This window comes from Burkholderia aenigmatica, assembly GCF_902499175.1.
GTDB classification, from domain to species: domain Bacteria; phylum Pseudomonadota; class Gammaproteobacteria; order Burkholderiales; family Burkholderiaceae; genus Burkholderia; species Burkholderia aenigmatica.
The window spans coordinates 12,432-26,680 of sequence record NZ_CABVQC010000012.1 but is presented as its reverse complement, the minus strand read 5'-3'; the positions used below and the strand labels follow the sequence as shown (position 1 = coordinate 26,680).

Genomic DNA, 14,249 nt, shown 5'->3' with positions numbered 1-14,249 from the left:
AAAGGAGCCGTCATGGCCGAACTTTTGCTGGTCAATGTCGAAGAACACGCACGCGACGACGAAGTCGGCGCGTTCCTGAAGCGGCACGGGTTCCCGCTGTTCGATGCGATCGAGCGCGTGCCGGCCGGGATTGGCGATCCCATTGCGTTGCTCAGGTTCAATACGCTGACGTCGGTGGGGCTTTACACGCTGCGGGCGCGGATCGACCACATATCGTGGCGGGGGCGGTCGATTCGGGCGCATATCCTGCCGGATCGGAAGGCGTGAATGGCTTCGTGTATCGGCGTGGTGCTCGCGGTGACGGCGGGCCGGCCGTCAGGTGGCCCGCGTTCACTGGCGATGCCTGACGGCATCACGCATCCGCGATGTTGCCGGCGGACGTCAGGTAGCGCAGTCGCGCCGATACGTGCGGTCATCCTGCATGACCTTGCGCGTCAGAGAACGCGGCAGTCGCTGTGTGAACTCCCCAGCCAGGCGAGCAGTGCCGTGGCGCCATAGACACAAAGCAGCGCAATCAGAAATCGAAGCCACGTGACCCTGAAGCGCTGAAGTCGCCGGACGACCTCGGCGAGCGCGATGCAGGCAACCAGTCCGACCGGCAAGACATCCCGATAGAGCTTGAAGACGCCATAAATGGCGGCGGCCGTGTAGAGCACGACCCAGACCACGGCACCGCCGAGGTCATTGCAATACCCGGTGGAGAAACCGAAGAACGACGCAAGCGAAAGCGCTGCCAGTCCGAACACGGTCAGGATGGTCGCGAGCCAGAGCGGCGGCCTGTTCGGGCTTGCCCGTTGTACGGGGACGCGTTGTTCATTGGCATGGGTCAAACCGATCACCTGAAGTCGAATGGGATGTCACCCCGGTACCCGGAGTATCGCCGCAATCTTGCATGGGCGGCGCACGCGTTTCCGGTCACGCCTTTTCAAGGCGCGAGCATGTGCCCGCGATCGCCGGGTAGTTTCGGCGCGGGCGCCAACGGCGGCGCCACGGGGCCGATGGCGCCTTGAGGCGGGCCGAAAGAGTCGTTCTCCACGCAATTTTTGAATCCCCGTGTGTCGTATTCGCACACAGATACGTTGGGATACAAAGCCTCCGGATGGATCGGATATAAATCCGGTGAAGCGATTCACACGGCGGCGCAGTGCCAGCGCCGCCGCCGAGAACGACGCTTCCCGAGCACCCGCACGTGCCGCGGGGCCCCTTCCTTAGCGATCGACCATGGAGAACGAGTCATGCCTGACACCGTGAACACCCGCCGCCGCCTGATCCTGGGTACGACACTCGCGAGCCTGAGCCTCGCCGACCTCGGCTTCAGTGCCCTCGCGCATGCGCAGTCGGCGCCTGATGCGCCGGCGGCGAAGCGCTCGGCCGGCGTCGCGTCGCTGGGCACGATTCACCAGATCGACGCGGGCGTACTCAACGTCGGGTATGCGGACCTCGGGCCGAAGAACGGCCCCGTCGTGTTCCTGCTGCACGGCTGGCCGTACGACATCTACAGCTATGCGGAAGTCGCGCCGCTGCTCGTCTCGGCCGGCTATCGCGTGATCGTGCCGTACCTGCGCGGCTACGGCTCGACGACATTCCGCTCGGCCGACACGGTGCGCAACGGCCAGCAGGCGGTGACGGCGGTGGACATCGTCGCGCTGATGGATGCGCTGAAGATCGACCGAGCGGTGTTCGGCGGCTACGACTGGGGCGCACGCACGGCCGACATCATCGCGGCGCTGTGGCCGCAGCGCGTGAAGGCGCTGGTGTCGGTGAGCGGCTACCTGATCGGCAGCCAGGAGGCGAACCGCAAACCGCTGCCGCCGCAGGCCGAATTCCAGTGGTGGTATCAGTTCTATTTCACGACCGAGCGCGGCGAGCTTGGCTACGCGGCGAACCGCGACGCGTTCAACAAGCTGATCTGGCAACTCGCGTCGCCGAAGTGGCAGTTCTCCGACGAAACCTATGCGCGTTCGGCCGCGTCGTTCCAGAACCCCGATCACGTGGCCGTCGTGATCCACAACTATCGCTGGCGCCTCGGGCTCGCGAAGGGCGAGGCGCAGTACGACGACATCGAGCGGCGTCTGGCGGCCGGGCCCGCGATCACGGTGCCGACGATCACGATGGAAGGCGATGCGAACGGCGCGCCGCATCCGGAGCCGGCCGTGTATGCGAAGAAGTTCACGGGCAAGTACCAGCACCGGACGATCACCGGCGGGATTGGCCACAATCTGCCGCAGGAAGCGCCGCAGGCGTTCGCGGATGCGATCCTGCACGTGGAGCATCTGTGAGGCGGGCTCGCGTGGGGGCGGTGCGTCGCGGCGCGCGGCGTGCGTTGGTCGCGGGCGTGCTGCTGGCTGGCGCGCTGTCGGCGAGCGGCCCGGCCGCGTTCGCGGAGCAGCCGAAGCCGGCCGCTGCCGCGTCGCCGATCTACGGCGTGACGATTCCGCCCGGCTACCGGAAGTGGGAAGTGGTTGCGCCGGCCGAGGAAGCCGCTCCCCTCGATGAACTACGCGTGGTGCTCGGCAATCCCGTCGCGATCCGTGCGCTCGAACAGGCGACGCTGCCGTTTCCGGACGGCACGATCCTCGTGAAGCTCGCGTACAAGCGCAAGCAGTCCGACGAGTTCGCGCCGGCCACGGTGCCCGGCCAGGCGACGACCGTGCAGGTGATGGTGAAGGACTCGCGCCGCTATGCATCGACGGGCGGCTGGGGTTTCGGGCGCTTCGTCAACGGCGTGCCGGCCGATATCGGCCAGCATCAGACGTGCTTTGCGTGCCACCAGGCGCGTGTGAAGAATCACGACTACGTGTTCACGCGGCTCGCGCCGTGATGGGACGTGGCGGTGTGAAGTGGAAGGAAAGGGCGCGCCATGTGCGGGCACGATTCTCTTATGGTGTGTAGAGAGCGGCGGAACGCTTCGGGGCGAAGCAAATGACGCGATTGGCACGTCGAGCATCGACTTGCCGGAAGCATTTTTCGTTGGACGTTTTCAAAGGCAACGGTACGATATCTGGATGCGACGTTTCCAAGCCTTCAAGTTCGAACTGATTCCCAGCAGCGGGCAACAGCGTGATATGCGTTGTATCGCCGGCGCATGCCGGTTCGTCTTCAACAAGGCATTGGCGTTGCAGAAGGAGAACCACGAAGCAGGCGGTAGGTTCATCGGTTATGTGGCAATGGCTAAGCAATTGACAGCGTGGCGCAACGGTTCAGAAACACCGTGGCTGAAAAACGCTCCGGTGCATCCGTTGCAACATTCGTTGAAGGATCTGGAGCGCTCCTACAAGAATTTCTTCGCCAAGCGCGCGGCGCTTCCGAAGTTCAAAAAGCGCGGGCAGCGCGATAGTTTCCGGTACCCTGACCCAAAGCAGATCAAGCTCGATCAGGCTAACGATCGCATCTTCTTGCCCAAATTGGGATGGATCCGATACCGCAACAGTCGGGACGTGTTGGGCGACCTGCGCAATGCCTCAATTTGCCTGAGCGCAGGCAAGTGGTTTGTTTCGATCCAAACCGAACGTGAAGTCGAACAACCGGTGCCACAGGCCGGTGGTGCATTAGGTATCGACATGGGTATCGTGCGGTTTGCCACGATGAGTGACGGAAGCTACCTTGCGCCACTCAACAGCTACAAGCAGCACGAAGCGAGATTGCGTCGCGCACAGCGGTCGCTGAGTCGAAAGACGAAGTTCAGCAGTAACTGGAAGAAAGCGAAAGCCCATATCCAGCGTATCCATGCCCGTATTGGTAACGCACGCCGGGACTACCTGCACAAAGCCACGACCACGATCAGCAAAAATCACGCGATGGTGTGCATCGAGGACTTGCGGGTACGAAACATGTCGAAGTCGGCGGCTGGCAGCGCTGACATGCCGGGAAAAAACGTTCGGGCCAAGTCAGGCTTGAACAAATCCATCCTCGATCAGGGCTGGTTCGAATTCCGTCGCCAACTGGGCTACAAGCTGGCATGGCAAGGCGGTTGGCTCGTCGCAGTACCTGCGCAGAACACAAGCAGGGCGTGCCCGGTCTGCAATCATATGTCGACCGAAAACCGGCGGAATCAGGCGCGGTTTGTGTGCACGGCCTGCGGCTTCGAGGAAAACGCCGATGTGGTCGGTGCGATCAACATACTGGCGCGGGGACACCGCGTTGCAGCCTGTGGAGAGCCGGCGCAGTCAGGCCGCTTGATGAAGCAGGAACCCGCCGAAGCGATCTGAGACGGGCTTCATCGTTTCAGAGCAGTAGGAGTTCCCAGCCCTTAGGCCGGGAAGGATGTCAAGAAACGCGTTCTGGTGTCGTCTGAGGTTTCGCCGAGCGGCTAACCGGAAGAGCACAAACACGGTGTCCTCACACGACGACGATTCGACAACCGGCGTGTCCGAGGGGGATTCCGCTGATTGGGAGAGCGTGTGTGCTAACCGTGGCGATACATCGCGCATTGCGATCCTGATCGTCTCTCCATTCCTTTCAAACCCCTTCGATGCGAGACATCGAACGGCCACCTTCCCGCTTGTCCTGCTCGCCAGCGACCCCGCCCCGATAGCGCACGTCCGCTATTGCATTCCCCGCGCCGCTGATTAGGAAATGAATTTTTATTGGTTCTGCTTCCCCGGCCGCACTCGCATAGTGGCGCTGACGGCTATAGACAGCACGCAAGCTGCAACGGCCGAATTCCCGGTGTTTTTGTTCATACGAATCTACGAAAACAAGGAAGTGTCATGACGGTTGCATTGGAAGAACGAACCGCTGCACAGCAGGCGCTCGAAGACGCGCGCGCGGCGGCAGCGGCGGCCGGTACACCCTATGCGGGCGGCGTCGCGCCGCAAGCCGCGTGGGCGTTGTTCTTGGCTGGAGACGCATTGCTGGTGGACGTACGCACGGCGGAGGAACGGAAATTCGTCGGCCGCGTGCCGGAGTCGCTGCATGTGCCGTGGGCGACCGGCACGAGCCTGACGCGCAACCCCCGCTTCGTGCGCGAGCTGGAAGCGAAGACGGGTAAAGAGGCCGTCGTGCTGCTGTTGTGCCGCAGCGGCAACCGCTCGGCACAGGCAGCCGAAGCCGCGACGAAGGGTGGATTCACACAGGTATTCAACGTGCTCGAAGGTTTCGAGGGCGACCTCGACGAGCGGCAGCATCGCGGTAGCCACAACGGTTGGCGCTTCCGCGGCCTGCCGTGGGCGCAGGACTGATTGATTCACGGCCGTTACAGGGAGAAAGCAGCATGGCCGCATTCGACATCGACGACATCGTTCAATCGCTGCAGACGGTGCGCCGCGCATGGCGCGAGAAACAGCGGCGCTCGCTTGAACCGGGCGGGCGCGATTTGCCGGCGCGCGAGGCGCTCGCGCAAATCATCGGCGCGCTGAAGGGCGTGCTGTTCCCGATGCGGCTCGGGCCGCCGGATTTGCGGCAGGAGAGCGAGAACTTCCACGTGGCTCATGCGCTCGATGCGGCGCTGAATGCGCTGCTCGCGCAGGTGACGCTCGAATTGCGTTACGCGGCGCGCCAGCGAAATGCGGACGGACCGCCGCTCGATAGCGTCGACGAAGTCGCGTCGAAAGCCGTGCAGGCATTTGCCGCGCGATTGCCCGAGATCCGCCGGCTGCTCGACAGCGACGTGCTGGCCGCGTTCCACGGCGATCCGGCGGCCGGCAGCGTCGACGAGGTGCTGCTGTGCTACCCGGGCATTCTCGCGATGATCCATCACCGGCTCGCACACGAGCTGTACGGGCTTGGCCTGCCGCTGCTCGCGCGGATCATCGCCGAGCAGGCGCATGCGGAAACGGGCATCGACATTCATCCGGGCGCGCGCATCGGCGCGGGTTTCTTCATCGACCACGGCACGGGCGTCGTGATCGGCGAGACGGCGATCATCGGCGAGCGCGTGCGCGTGTACCAGGCCGTCACGCTCGGCGCAAAACGCTTCCCGCGCGATGCGGCCGGCCATCTGGAGAAAGGGCTCGCACGCCATCCGATCGTCGAGGACGACGTCGTGATCTATGCGGGCGCAACGATCCTCGGCCGCGTGACGATCGGGCGCGGCGCGGTGATCGGCGGCAACGTGTGGCTCACGCAGGATGTACCGGCAGGCGAGAACATCACGCAGGCCGTGCTGCGCAGCGAAGCGAACGCCGCGCCGCGCGCGGCGGCGCGTGTCGCCTAGGAGGCGCGATGAGCGACCTCATCCATCACTTCGGCGCCAACGTGCGCAAGCTGCGCGAAGCGCGCACGTGGTCGCAGGAGCAGTTGGCCGAACACGCGGGGCTGAACCGCTCGTATGTCGGCGAGATCGAGCGCGGCGAGGCGATCGCATCGATCGTCACGGCCGACAAGATCGCGCGCGCGTTCGACGTGTCGATCTCGACGCTGCTGCCGGGCGTGTACGTCACCTGAGGCCGCCCCGTTTCGTTTCCCTTTCGGTTGCACGCGACATGACGGCTATAGCATGTTGAGCCGGCAGGTGTGTGCTTCCGATAATCACCGAGCGTCATAAGCAATCCCGTTTTTCATCTTAAGAACCCGGAGCCACACATGTCGACCGTTGCAAGCGGCACGGCCGCGCTGAGCGATCACGCCGCCCGCCAACTAGCGAACGCTACCAAGACCGTCCCCCAGCTTTCCACGATCACGCCGCGCTGGCTGACCCATCTGCTGCAATGGGTGCCGGTCGAGGCCGGCATCTATCGGCTGAACCAGGTGAAGAACCCGGAGGCCGTGCGCGCCGCGTGCACGCAGCTCGAGGACGAAAGCGTGCTGCCGCAGACCTTCGTGCCGTACGAGGAGCAGCCGCGCGAATACTTCCTGAACGCGGTGAGCACGGTGCTCGATGTGCATACGCGGATCTCCGATCTTTACAGCAGTCCTCACGACCAGATCAAGGAACAGCTGCGCCTGACGATCGAGACGATCAAGGAGCTGCAGGAAAGCCAGCTGATCAACAACCCCGACTACGGGCTGCTGGCCAACGTGACCGACGACCAGCGGATCTTCCCGCTGACGGGCGCGCCGACGCCGGACGATCTCGACGAGCTGTTGACCAAGGTGTGGAAGGAACCCGCGTTCTTCCTCACGCACCCGCTCGCGATCGCCGCGTTCGGCCGCGAATGCACGCGTCGCGGCGTGCCGCCGCCGACGGTCAGCCTGTTCGGCTCGCAGTTCCTCACGTGGCGCGGCATTCCGCTGATCCCGTCGGACAAGGTGCCGGTCGCGGACGGCAAGACCAAGATCCTGCTGCTGCGCGTCGGCGACAAACGGCAGGGCGTGGTCGGCCTGTATCAGCCGGGTGTCGCGGGCGAGCAAGGCCCGGGCCTGTCGGTGCGCTTCATGGGGATCAACAACCAGGCGATCGCGTCGTACCTGATCTCGCTGTATTGCTCGCTCGCGGTCCATTCGCCGGATGCGCTGGCTGTCCTCGATGACGTCGAAATCGCCAAGTTCCATGACTATCCCGACACCTACCGTTAATCCCGGCCTGGCCGGCGGGGACGCGCACGCGTTGCCGCACGCGCCGCTGCCGGCCGGCTTGCCCGATCCCGCGGCGCTTGCGCGGCTCGCGTCCGAGTTCTTCGCGACGCCACCCGGGCAGGCCACCGCGCCTGGGCTGTCGGCGGGCAGTGGCGCGGTTGGCGGCGTGCCGTCGGCGTTGCCGGCCGCCGCGCCGATCCTCGCGTCGGTGAGCAACCCGGTACCGGGCGGCTCGCCGCTCGCGGGGCCGGGCGGCGCGGGCACCGGCGTGCCGGGCCTCGCGCTTCCGCAAGGGAAAGTGCCCGGCGCGAACCTCGCGCCGTCCGCCCCGACCCACGTGCTGTCGCTCGGCAACCGCGCACCGGCGCTCGCGCCGCATGCGGCCGCGCAGAACGGGCTGCCCGACAACGTGGTGTCGATCGCGCCCGCGCTCGAACCGCGCGTTGGTGGTGCGGCGCTCGGCGTGCCGCAAGTGAGTGCGCCGGCACCGGAGCGCGCGGCAAAGGCATCGCCGTACTACTTCACCGACGGTTCGCTGCAGGGCTGGCAGGCGACGCCGCAGGATATCGTCGTGCCGTCGAACGGCCTCGCATCGCCGGAAGCATTCGGGTTGCCGGGTGACGATGCGCTGCGCGAGTTGCTCGCCGTGCATCGCGACGTGCCGGTGTCGCGCGCATCGGGTGCCGACGTGCCGCGTTACTTCATCGACGATGCGCACGCAGCCGAGCCGCAAGGCCCGCTGCATCGCGGCGCACATCCGCCGTTCGACGTGAATGCGATCCGCCGTGATTTCCCGATCCTGCAGGAGCGCGTGAACGGCAAGCAGCTCGTGTGGTTCGACAATGCGGCGACGACGCACAAGCCGCAGGCCGTGATCGACCGCCTCGCGTACTTCTACGCGCACGAGAACTCGAACATCCATCGCGCGGCTCACGCATTGGCCGGCCGCGCGACGGATGCGTACGAGCATGCACGGGAAACTGTGCAGCGCTTCATCGGCGCATCGTCGCCGGACGAGATCGTGTTCGTGCGCGGCACCACCGAGGCGATCAACCTGATCGCGAAGACGTGGGGCGTGCAGAACGTCGGCGAAGGCGACGAGATCGTCGTGTCGCATCTCGAGCATCACGCGAACATCGTGCCGTGGCAGCAGCTTGCCGCGCTCAAGGGCGCAAAGCTGCGCGTGATTCCGGTCGACGATTCGGGGCAGGTGCTGCTCGACGAATACCGGAAGCTGCTCAACGACCGCACCAGGATCGTGTCCGTCACGCAGGTGTCGAACGCGCTCGGCACGGTCGTGCCGGTGCAGGAGATCGTCGAGCTTGCCCATCGTGCCGGCGCGAAGGCGCTGGTCGACGGTGCGCAGTCGATTTCGCACATGCGCGTGGACGTGCAGGCGCTCGATGCGGATTTCTTCGTGTTCTCCGGGCACAAGATCTACGGGCCGACCGGGATCGGCGTCGTGTACGGCAAGCGCGCGATCCTCGACGACATGCCGCCGTGGCAAGGCGGCGGCAACATGATCGCGGACGTGACGTTCGAGCGCACGGTGTTCCAGCCGCCGCCGAACCGGTTCGAGGCCGGCACCGGCAACATCGCGGATGCGGTGGGGCTCGGTGCAGCGCTCGACTACGTGAGCCGGGTCGGCATCGAGAATATCGCGCGCTACGAGCACGACCTGCTCGCGTATGCGACGAGCGTGCTCGCGCCGGTGCCGGGTGTGAGGCTCGTCGGTACCGCGCGGGACAAGGCGAGCGTGCTGTCGTTCGTGCTGAAGGGCTATGAGACCGAGGAAGTCGGGCAGGCGCTGAACGAAGAGGGCATCGCGGTGCGCTCGGGGCATCACTGCGCGCAGCCGATCCTGCGGCGGTTCGGGCTCGAGGCAACGGTGCGGCCGTCGCTCGCGTTCTACAACACGTGCGACGAGGTCGATGCACTGGTGAGCGTCGTGCGGCGGCTTGCGACGCGGCGTTGACGTCATTCGCTTGCGGCGGCCCGTGCGGGTCGCCGCAAGCGCTTGATCGCTACGCAAGTCAGAACCGCACGACCTGCTTCTGCTCGACGCTGAAGCCGTCACGCAGCACGCTTGCCGAATCCGCGAAGTAGCGGCGGGTTTCCGACAGCAGATCGGTGTTGCCGCGACGGCAGAACACCACGCCCGATCCTTCCTCCGTCAGCAGTTCGTCGATCAGCGATTCGGGTTGCCCGATATCGGCGAGATGGACGTTCCGCACGCCATGCGCGAGCGCGTCGAGCGCTTCGCGCACGCAGGGCGCAGCGGTGGCGGCCGGATGCTCGGCTAGCCATTGCTCGAGTTCCGCGATGCCGTAGAGCCCGGCGAGCTCGCCGAGTTCGTGCAACAGCGTGCTGTCGACCATCATCACCAGCGTCACGGCGCCCGTGCGCTGCGCGAAGAGGCTGCCGAGCCGTTCCGGGGGCAGCAGGTGATCATGGCCGGCGTCGTCCGGGGCGACCGGCATCACGACGGGCACCAGCCCGTTCGCGAGAAACGCGTTCAGCGCGGCGCCGTCGAACCGTGCGACCGCGCTCGTGCCGATGCGGTCGGAATCCGCGCTCGCGACCAGCAGGCCGCCGTCGTGACCGTCGATGCCGATTGCCTTGGCGCCGTGACTGCCGATCAGGCGCACCAGTTCGTGATTGACGCCCGCCATCGCCGCGTGAACGATGTGGACCGATTGCGTACCGGACGCGGCCGGACCACCCTGGACGACGATCGGGCGAACGCCGGTGAGGGCGAGCAGCGCGACATCCTGCGCGAATGCCTGACGGGCGCGCGCGTCGCGCGCGGCGCCGCCCTCGACGATGACGACGGTTTGCCCGTGCAGGGCCTGCATGAACGGCAGCGAGCGGGCCAGGCCGGCCACGCGACGGGACGTAAGAGTGGGACTTTCAGGGTCTGGGAACATGGGAATCCGAATGGATGAAGGGAGTGCCAGTCGCCGCACGGTGCGGCATCAATGCGGGCGTTGCATCAGCTGGTGAATGTCGTCGGGCGTCTGCGCGTCGCGCGATGCCTGCCGGAACGCGCGCTCGCTGAAACACCGCGCCGCGTCGGCGAGCAGTTCGAGGTGGGCGCGATCGTCTTCTTTCGGCAGGACCAGCACGATGAATTCGCGCACGGGCTTGCTGTCCGGTGCGTTGAAGGTGAACGGATACTGCGCGCGAACGAACAGCGCGATGGCCGAGCGAAGACCGTCGACACGCGCATGCGGAATCGCGACGCCCTGGCCGAGGCCGGTCGAGCCGAGTTGTTCGCGCTTGATCAGTTCAGTTCTGATCCGTTCCGCGGTTACTCCACTGTTGCGCTCGATATATCGCGCGACGAGATCGAACAACTGGATCGCACTTTCGACCGGCACGTCGAGCAGGATGTTGTCCGGTGGGCAGGCGTCGGCCAGCCGGGTCGCGGCGGGCATGCCGCCGCGTCGGCGGGGAAGGTCGGGTTGGCCGCCGATGGCGGCCTGCTGCGTTTGCATGCGGATCTCTCCGTGTCGGGATGACAGGGAAATCCTAGACAAAAGCGCGTAAAGACGGTGTCAGATACGCGGGGGCCCGGCATTAAAATTGTGTATCGATGGCGTCGCGGCGTGCGCGACGCGTTCGATACGTACCGTTTCAGGTACCCGACAGGACGAACGGCAGCGTCGTCAGCAGAAAGACCGAAATGCCGACGACCGGTGCACCGAACGCGATCGCCGCGAACGCCACCGCGGCGCTGGTCAGCACGAGCGTCCTCGACACCCGTCGGTGCCGGTCGTGTGCAGCCGCCCTGTCATCGCGGATTGCATCGGTCCGCGCGCCGATCACGTGTTTCCAGAACGTCAGGCCAAGCATGATTGCTCCTGTATGAAAGATGACCGGAACGGGGCGCGCGAGGCGCCTGTCAAGCGGGTCAGCAGCGCTTGAGCTTGAGGACGCGCGAGATCTGTCCTGACGTGAAGCTGCTGTTGCGCACGTAAGGCGCGCAGTCGAGCGGTGCGGTGAGCGATTCACTGACGACGTACTGGCCGACGAAGCGGTACGCGTCGGTTGCCATGCGGATGAACACCGGAATCGCATCGCGTTGCGCGGCGAGCGTCCTGCCGGCCGCCCGCGCGGACGCGCTGCCGTCGCAGAGGATCACGTCGGGCGCGTGCGGGTTGAGGTCCGTGCGCAGGCAGGCGGCCACGACCTTGCCGTTTTTCGTCGGCAGGAACGCCTGCTTGCTGCCGCCGCAGGCGGTGTGGATGAATTCGCGGGTGTACTGCTTGTCGATCTCGAACATGACCGGGCTCCGGTATCGGAAACTTCCGTTGGTTAAATCAGGTATGCGAAGTAACGCGGCTGGATCGACATGCGGGATGCGAGGCATGCCAGTCGATCGTTGCCGGGGCGGCGGATCGATGGCGCGTCGTGATTCGATAATTCCGCGCGAACACGCTTGCCGGCACGATGCGCGATCAACGCATCGACGTCGTGTTCAAGCGTGCACGGGAAGGACTACGGCGCGCACCGTCCGCCTGCTGGCGGGACGGTGGCTCGGGAACAGAGAGACGCAGGCGTCCTGCCTGTCAGGCAGAAAAGCAACTCGGGGGGCGAGGACTTCGGATGCGCATGTGCGTACTCGGTGATGGATGGATTGCGAACACATTCTAGTGAACGCAAGCGCGGGCGCAAGTAAAAAGGTCGTAAAGGTTACGCGGCCCGTGCGGGATCGCGCCGTGTGCTACGTGCACTGCCAGAGATGCGCGCTGGTGCGGCACGGCGCGCACCAGAACGTGTAGTTTGCGCCCCCGCTGCCCCACAGCCATTCGCCGCCGTCCGTTTGCGGAAGGTCGGAATCGAGCTGCATGACGAACGACATCTTGCGGCCGCAATCCGGACAATCGGGATACTGCGCCGACTGTACCCACGACGGCGCACCGCCGACACGACTCAGGTTCTGCCGGCTGTTCGACAGGCCCCATTCCTGCCGCGTCCAGCGTGCGGGTGCGGCGAAGAGTGCAACGTCGGCCTCTACGAGCGGGGCCGCCGTATATTCCGGCTGGATGGCGGCGTCGCGTTGCTGAGACGGGTGCGCACAGGCGTTGCCGGCGTCGTTGTGGCGGTGGAATATCGGGCCGTCGCTCTCCCAGCCGACACACGACAGGCAGGTGTCGAACGACACGGGCGTTGAGCTGTCGATGCCCGCTTCAGCGGGTTGCGGCAGTGTCAGCAACCGATGCAGCGGTGCGTGACACAGGCCGCATCGATGCGACGATACGCCGCCAAAGCGCGCGTCCAATCGATGCGAATCGCCGGCGCGCCAGGTTGCATGATGCGCGAGAACCCCGCGTTGCCATTTCGGCTGGGCGCGGAGTATCGGTGCGCCCAGCGTCGGCCCGAAGTCGATGTGCAGCGGCGTTTCGCCGTGCAATGCGCGCAATGTGTCGTGTTCCTGAACGTAGCCGGCGGACATGAGCCAGTTGGCGCGCGTCCCGGGATCGTCCGGAAACAACCACGCTGCCGCGTCGCGAACGGCCGCAGGCTGTCGCGAATGGAGCAGCGCGACGGCACGTGCATGCTCTACCTTGCTACCGGAAGGGACGTCGGCAAGCCGGCCGCGCCATCGTTCGACCGTCGCCGGATCGAGCATCCGCCACACGTTGTCCTCGACGTACAGGCGCGGCGACTGCTTCGTGGTGTAAATGTCGACGAGCATGTCCCAGTGACCGGAAAACACCTGCGGCATCTGCGTTGCCACGCTCGACAACACGCTCGCGAGCCGATCGTTCCATGCGCCGTTGCGGACGTCTTGCCACGCTTCGGTGGCGACCTTCGCGAAAGCGGTGTCGTCCATCAGATCGAGCGCGGCGTCGAGGAACGTCGCGTGCGGAAACACGCGATCGAACGATGCGATCACGAGGTCGGCGAGTGCCGCCGGGTCGTCGTGCCGCAGCGCCAGCATCTGCGACATCGGATCGTTGTTGGTCCAGCCGAGGCGTTCGTAGTCGTCGAGAATGGTTTGGATGGTCGGCATGGTGGGCGCGGTGGAGGTTCGAAACGTGTGTGCCAGCGGGAATGGAAACGCAGCGGATCAGCGTCCGGCGAGCATCCGCCCGCCAACACCCATCAGCAGCAGGCCGGCCGTCGTATCGAGCACGGCCTTGCGGCGAACCAGCAGCGCGCGCACCGATGGGTGCGAGGCGAGCAGCGCCATCGTGCAATACCACGTGGCCGAGATTGCTACCGACAGCGTGACGACCGCGAGATCGAGCCAGGCCGGCGCGTGGGCTGGCACCATCAGCGCGAAGATACTTCCGTAGAACGCGACCGATTTCGGATTCGTCATGCTGACGACATAGCCCTTCCTGGCGGCGTGCCAGTTGGACGCGGCGGCCGGCGCGGCAACGGGCAACGGCTTGCGGGCGGTCACGATCATCTTCAGGCCGAGCCAGATCAGGTACGCGGCGCCCGCCAGCCGCAGCGCCGTGTGCACCCATGCGACATGCGTGACGAGCAGGCTGAGCCCGGCGATCGCGATCGCCGCCCAGGTGCCGGACGCGGCGGCCAGGCCAAGGCCCGTCATCACGCCGGCACGGCGCGACGCGACCGCGGTCGACGTGACGATCACGAAGTTCGGGCCGGGGCTGGCGACGCTCAGTAGAAGGACGCCGGCAAGCGGCAGCAAGGTGGTGACGGTGGTCGACATGGCGTGGAAGGCAGTGCGACGGGACGGGCGTTCATCTTACCCGAGCGCGTTGGCGGGCTGGCACGCCGCTCTTTTTCGCCCATCCAATGCAAAAACGCGTGAC

At 65.6% G+C, this 14,249-nt stretch carries 16 protein-coding genes; 9 read left to right on the top strand and 7 right to left on the bottom strand.

Annotation, left to right across the window (positions count from 1 at the left end; genetic code table 11):
• Positions 1-12: 12 nt before the first annotated feature.
• Entirely contained in the window at positions 13-267 is a 255-nt protein-coding gene (locus tag BDO18943_RS11035; protein WP_089453693.1) for a hypothetical protein, read from the top strand.
• A gap of 167 nt (positions 268-434) precedes the next feature.
• Here BDO18943_RS11035 and BDO18943_RS11030 read toward each other — a convergent pair whose 3' ends face one another.
• A complete protein-coding gene (locus BDO18943_RS11030) occupies positions 435-830 on the bottom strand; it encodes a hypothetical protein (RefSeq protein ID WP_175022317.1) in 396 nt (131 codons plus the stop codon).
• Between the two features lie 405 nt (positions 831-1,235).
• Here BDO18943_RS11030 and BDO18943_RS11025 point away from each other — a divergent pair, with 405 nt between their 5' ends.
• From BDO18943_RS11025 to BDO18943_RS10990, 8 genes are all read left to right on the top strand, one after another.
• Positions 1,236-2,279, top strand: coding sequence for an alpha/beta fold hydrolase (locus tag BDO18943_RS11025; protein ID WP_175022316.1), 1,044 nt, complete (start codon positions 1,236-1,238; stop codon positions 2,277-2,279).
• Positions 2,276-2,821 (top strand): cytochrome P460 family protein, encoded by a 546-nt coding sequence (locus BDO18943_RS11020; RefSeq protein WP_175022315.1) that lies wholly within the window; start codon positions 2,276-2,278, stop codon positions 2,819-2,821. The genes BDO18943_RS11025 and BDO18943_RS11020 overlap by 4 nt, the downstream gene beginning before the upstream one ends.
• 184 nt (positions 2,822-3,005) lie before the next feature.
• The gene (locus BDO18943_RS11015; protein WP_175022314.1) at positions 3,006-4,208 is read left to right on the top strand and encodes an RNA-guided endonuclease InsQ/TnpB family protein; all 1,203 of its coding nucleotides are present in this window, start codon (positions 3,006-3,008) and stop codon (positions 4,206-4,208) included.
• Between the two features lie 501 nt (positions 4,209-4,709).
• Positions 4,710-5,180, top strand: coding sequence for a rhodanese-like domain-containing protein (locus tag BDO18943_RS11010; protein ID WP_175022312.1), 471 nt, complete (start codon positions 4,710-4,712; stop codon positions 5,178-5,180).
• Between the two features lie 32 nt (positions 5,181-5,212).
• Positions 5,213-6,154, top strand: coding sequence for a serine O-acetyltransferase EpsC (gene epsC / locus BDO18943_RS11005; protein WP_175022311.1), 942 nt, complete (start codon positions 5,213-5,215; stop codon positions 6,152-6,154).
• Positions 6,155-6,162: 8 nt separating this feature from the next.
• Positions 6,163-6,384 carry a helix-turn-helix domain-containing protein gene (locus tag BDO18943_RS11000; RefSeq protein ID WP_089453685.1) on the top strand — a complete coding sequence of 74 codons (222 nt, stop codon included), beginning with the start codon at positions 6,163-6,165 and terminating at the stop codon, positions 6,382-6,384.
• Between the two features lie 138 nt (positions 6,385-6,522).
• Positions 6,523-7,455 carry a family 2A encapsulin nanocompartment shell protein gene (locus BDO18943_RS10995; protein ID WP_021156739.1) on the top strand — a complete coding sequence of 311 codons (933 nt, stop codon included), beginning with the start codon at positions 6,523-6,525 and terminating at the stop codon, positions 7,453-7,455.
• Positions 7,430-9,430, top strand: a complete 2,001-nt coding sequence (locus BDO18943_RS10990) for a family 2A encapsulin nanocompartment cargo protein cysteine desulfurase (protein WP_175022310.1) — start codon at positions 7,430-7,432, stop codon at positions 9,428-9,430. The genes BDO18943_RS10995 and BDO18943_RS10990 overlap by 26 nt, the downstream gene beginning before the upstream one ends.
• A 58-nt stretch (positions 9,431-9,488) precedes the next feature.
• Here BDO18943_RS10990 and BDO18943_RS10985 read toward each other — a convergent pair whose 3' ends face one another.
• The 6 genes from BDO18943_RS10985 to BDO18943_RS10960 form a co-directional block, all read right to left on the bottom strand.
• Complete coding sequence (locus BDO18943_RS10985) at positions 9,489-10,382, bottom strand: amino acid kinase family protein (RefSeq protein ID WP_175022309.1); 894 nt, start codon at positions 10,380-10,382, stop codon at positions 9,489-9,491.
• Positions 10,383-10,430: 48 nt separating this feature from the next.
• Positions 10,431-10,952, bottom strand: a complete 522-nt coding sequence (locus BDO18943_RS10980; protein ID WP_175022308.1) for a PTS sugar transporter subunit IIA — start codon at positions 10,950-10,952, stop codon at positions 10,431-10,433.
• A 139-nt stretch (positions 10,953-11,091) separates the two neighbouring features.
• A complete protein-coding gene (locus tag BDO18943_RS10975) occupies positions 11,092-11,310 on the bottom strand; it encodes a hypothetical protein (protein ID WP_011356211.1) in 219 nt (72 codons plus the stop codon).
• 58 nt (positions 11,311-11,368) lie between these two features.
• Complete coding sequence (locus BDO18943_RS10970) at positions 11,369-11,740, bottom strand: DUF6697 family protein (RefSeq protein ID WP_043178447.1); 372 nt, start codon at positions 11,738-11,740, stop codon at positions 11,369-11,371.
• 441 nt (positions 11,741-12,181) lie between these two features.
• Positions 12,182-13,474, bottom strand: coding sequence for a hypothetical protein (locus BDO18943_RS10965; RefSeq protein ID WP_175022307.1), 1,293 nt, complete (start codon positions 13,472-13,474; stop codon positions 12,182-12,184).
• Between the two features lie 57 nt (positions 13,475-13,531).
• On the bottom strand, positions 13,532-14,146 hold the full coding sequence (locus BDO18943_RS10960) for a LysE family translocator (RefSeq protein WP_175022306.1): 615 nt from the start codon (positions 14,144-14,146) through the stop codon (positions 13,532-13,534).
• Between the last annotated feature and the right edge of the window lie 103 nt (positions 14,147-14,249).

What these genes read in the sequence shown, in the direction of transcription:
- BDO18943_RS11010 (WP_175022312.1), top strand. Translation starts at nt 4,710, where the DNA reads ATGACGGTTGCATTGGAAGAACGAACCGCTGCACAGCAGGCGCTCGAA.
- BDO18943_RS11035 (WP_089453693.1), top strand. Translation starts at nt 13, where the DNA reads ATGGCCGAACTTTTGCTGGTCAATGTCGAAGAACACGCACGCGACGAC.
- BDO18943_RS11000 (WP_089453685.1), top strand. Translation starts at nt 6,163, where the DNA reads ATGAGCGACCTCATCCATCACTTCGGCGCCAACGTGCGCAAGCTGCGC.
- BDO18943_RS10965 (WP_175022307.1), bottom strand. Translation starts at nt 13,474, where the DNA reads ATGCCGACCATCCAAACCATTCTCGACGACTACGAACGCCTCGGCTGG.
- BDO18943_RS10995 (WP_021156739.1), top strand. Translation starts at nt 6,523, where the DNA reads ATGTCGACCGTTGCAAGCGGCACGGCCGCGCTGAGCGATCACGCCGCC.
- BDO18943_RS10985 (WP_175022309.1), bottom strand. Translation starts at nt 10,382, where the DNA reads ATGTTCCCAGACCCTGAAAGTCCCACTCTTACGTCCCGTCGCGTGGCC.
- BDO18943_RS10975 (WP_011356211.1), bottom strand. Translation starts at nt 11,310, where the DNA reads ATGCTTGGCCTGACGTTCTGGAAACACGTGATCGGCGCGCGGACCGAT.
- epsC (WP_175022311.1), top strand. Translation starts at nt 5,213, where the DNA reads ATGGCCGCATTCGACATCGACGACATCGTTCAATCGCTGCAGACGGTG.
- BDO18943_RS10990 (WP_175022310.1), top strand. Translation starts at nt 7,430, where the DNA reads ATGACTATCCCGACACCTACCGTTAATCCCGGCCTGGCCGGCGGGGAC.
- BDO18943_RS10960 (WP_175022306.1), bottom strand. Translation starts at nt 14,146, where the DNA reads ATGTCGACCACCGTCACCACCTTGCTGCCGCTTGCCGGCGTCCTTCTA.
- BDO18943_RS10980 (WP_175022308.1), bottom strand. Translation starts at nt 10,952, where the DNA reads ATGCAAACGCAGCAGGCCGCCATCGGCGGCCAACCCGACCTTCCCCGC.
- BDO18943_RS11025 (WP_175022316.1), top strand. Translation starts at nt 1,236, where the DNA reads ATGCCTGACACCGTGAACACCCGCCGCCGCCTGATCCTGGGTACGACA.
- BDO18943_RS10970 (WP_043178447.1), bottom strand. Translation starts at nt 11,740, where the DNA reads ATGTTCGAGATCGACAAGCAGTACACCCGCGAATTCATCCACACCGCC.
- BDO18943_RS11015 (WP_175022314.1), top strand. Translation starts at nt 3,006, where the DNA reads ATGCGACGTTTCCAAGCCTTCAAGTTCGAACTGATTCCCAGCAGCGGG.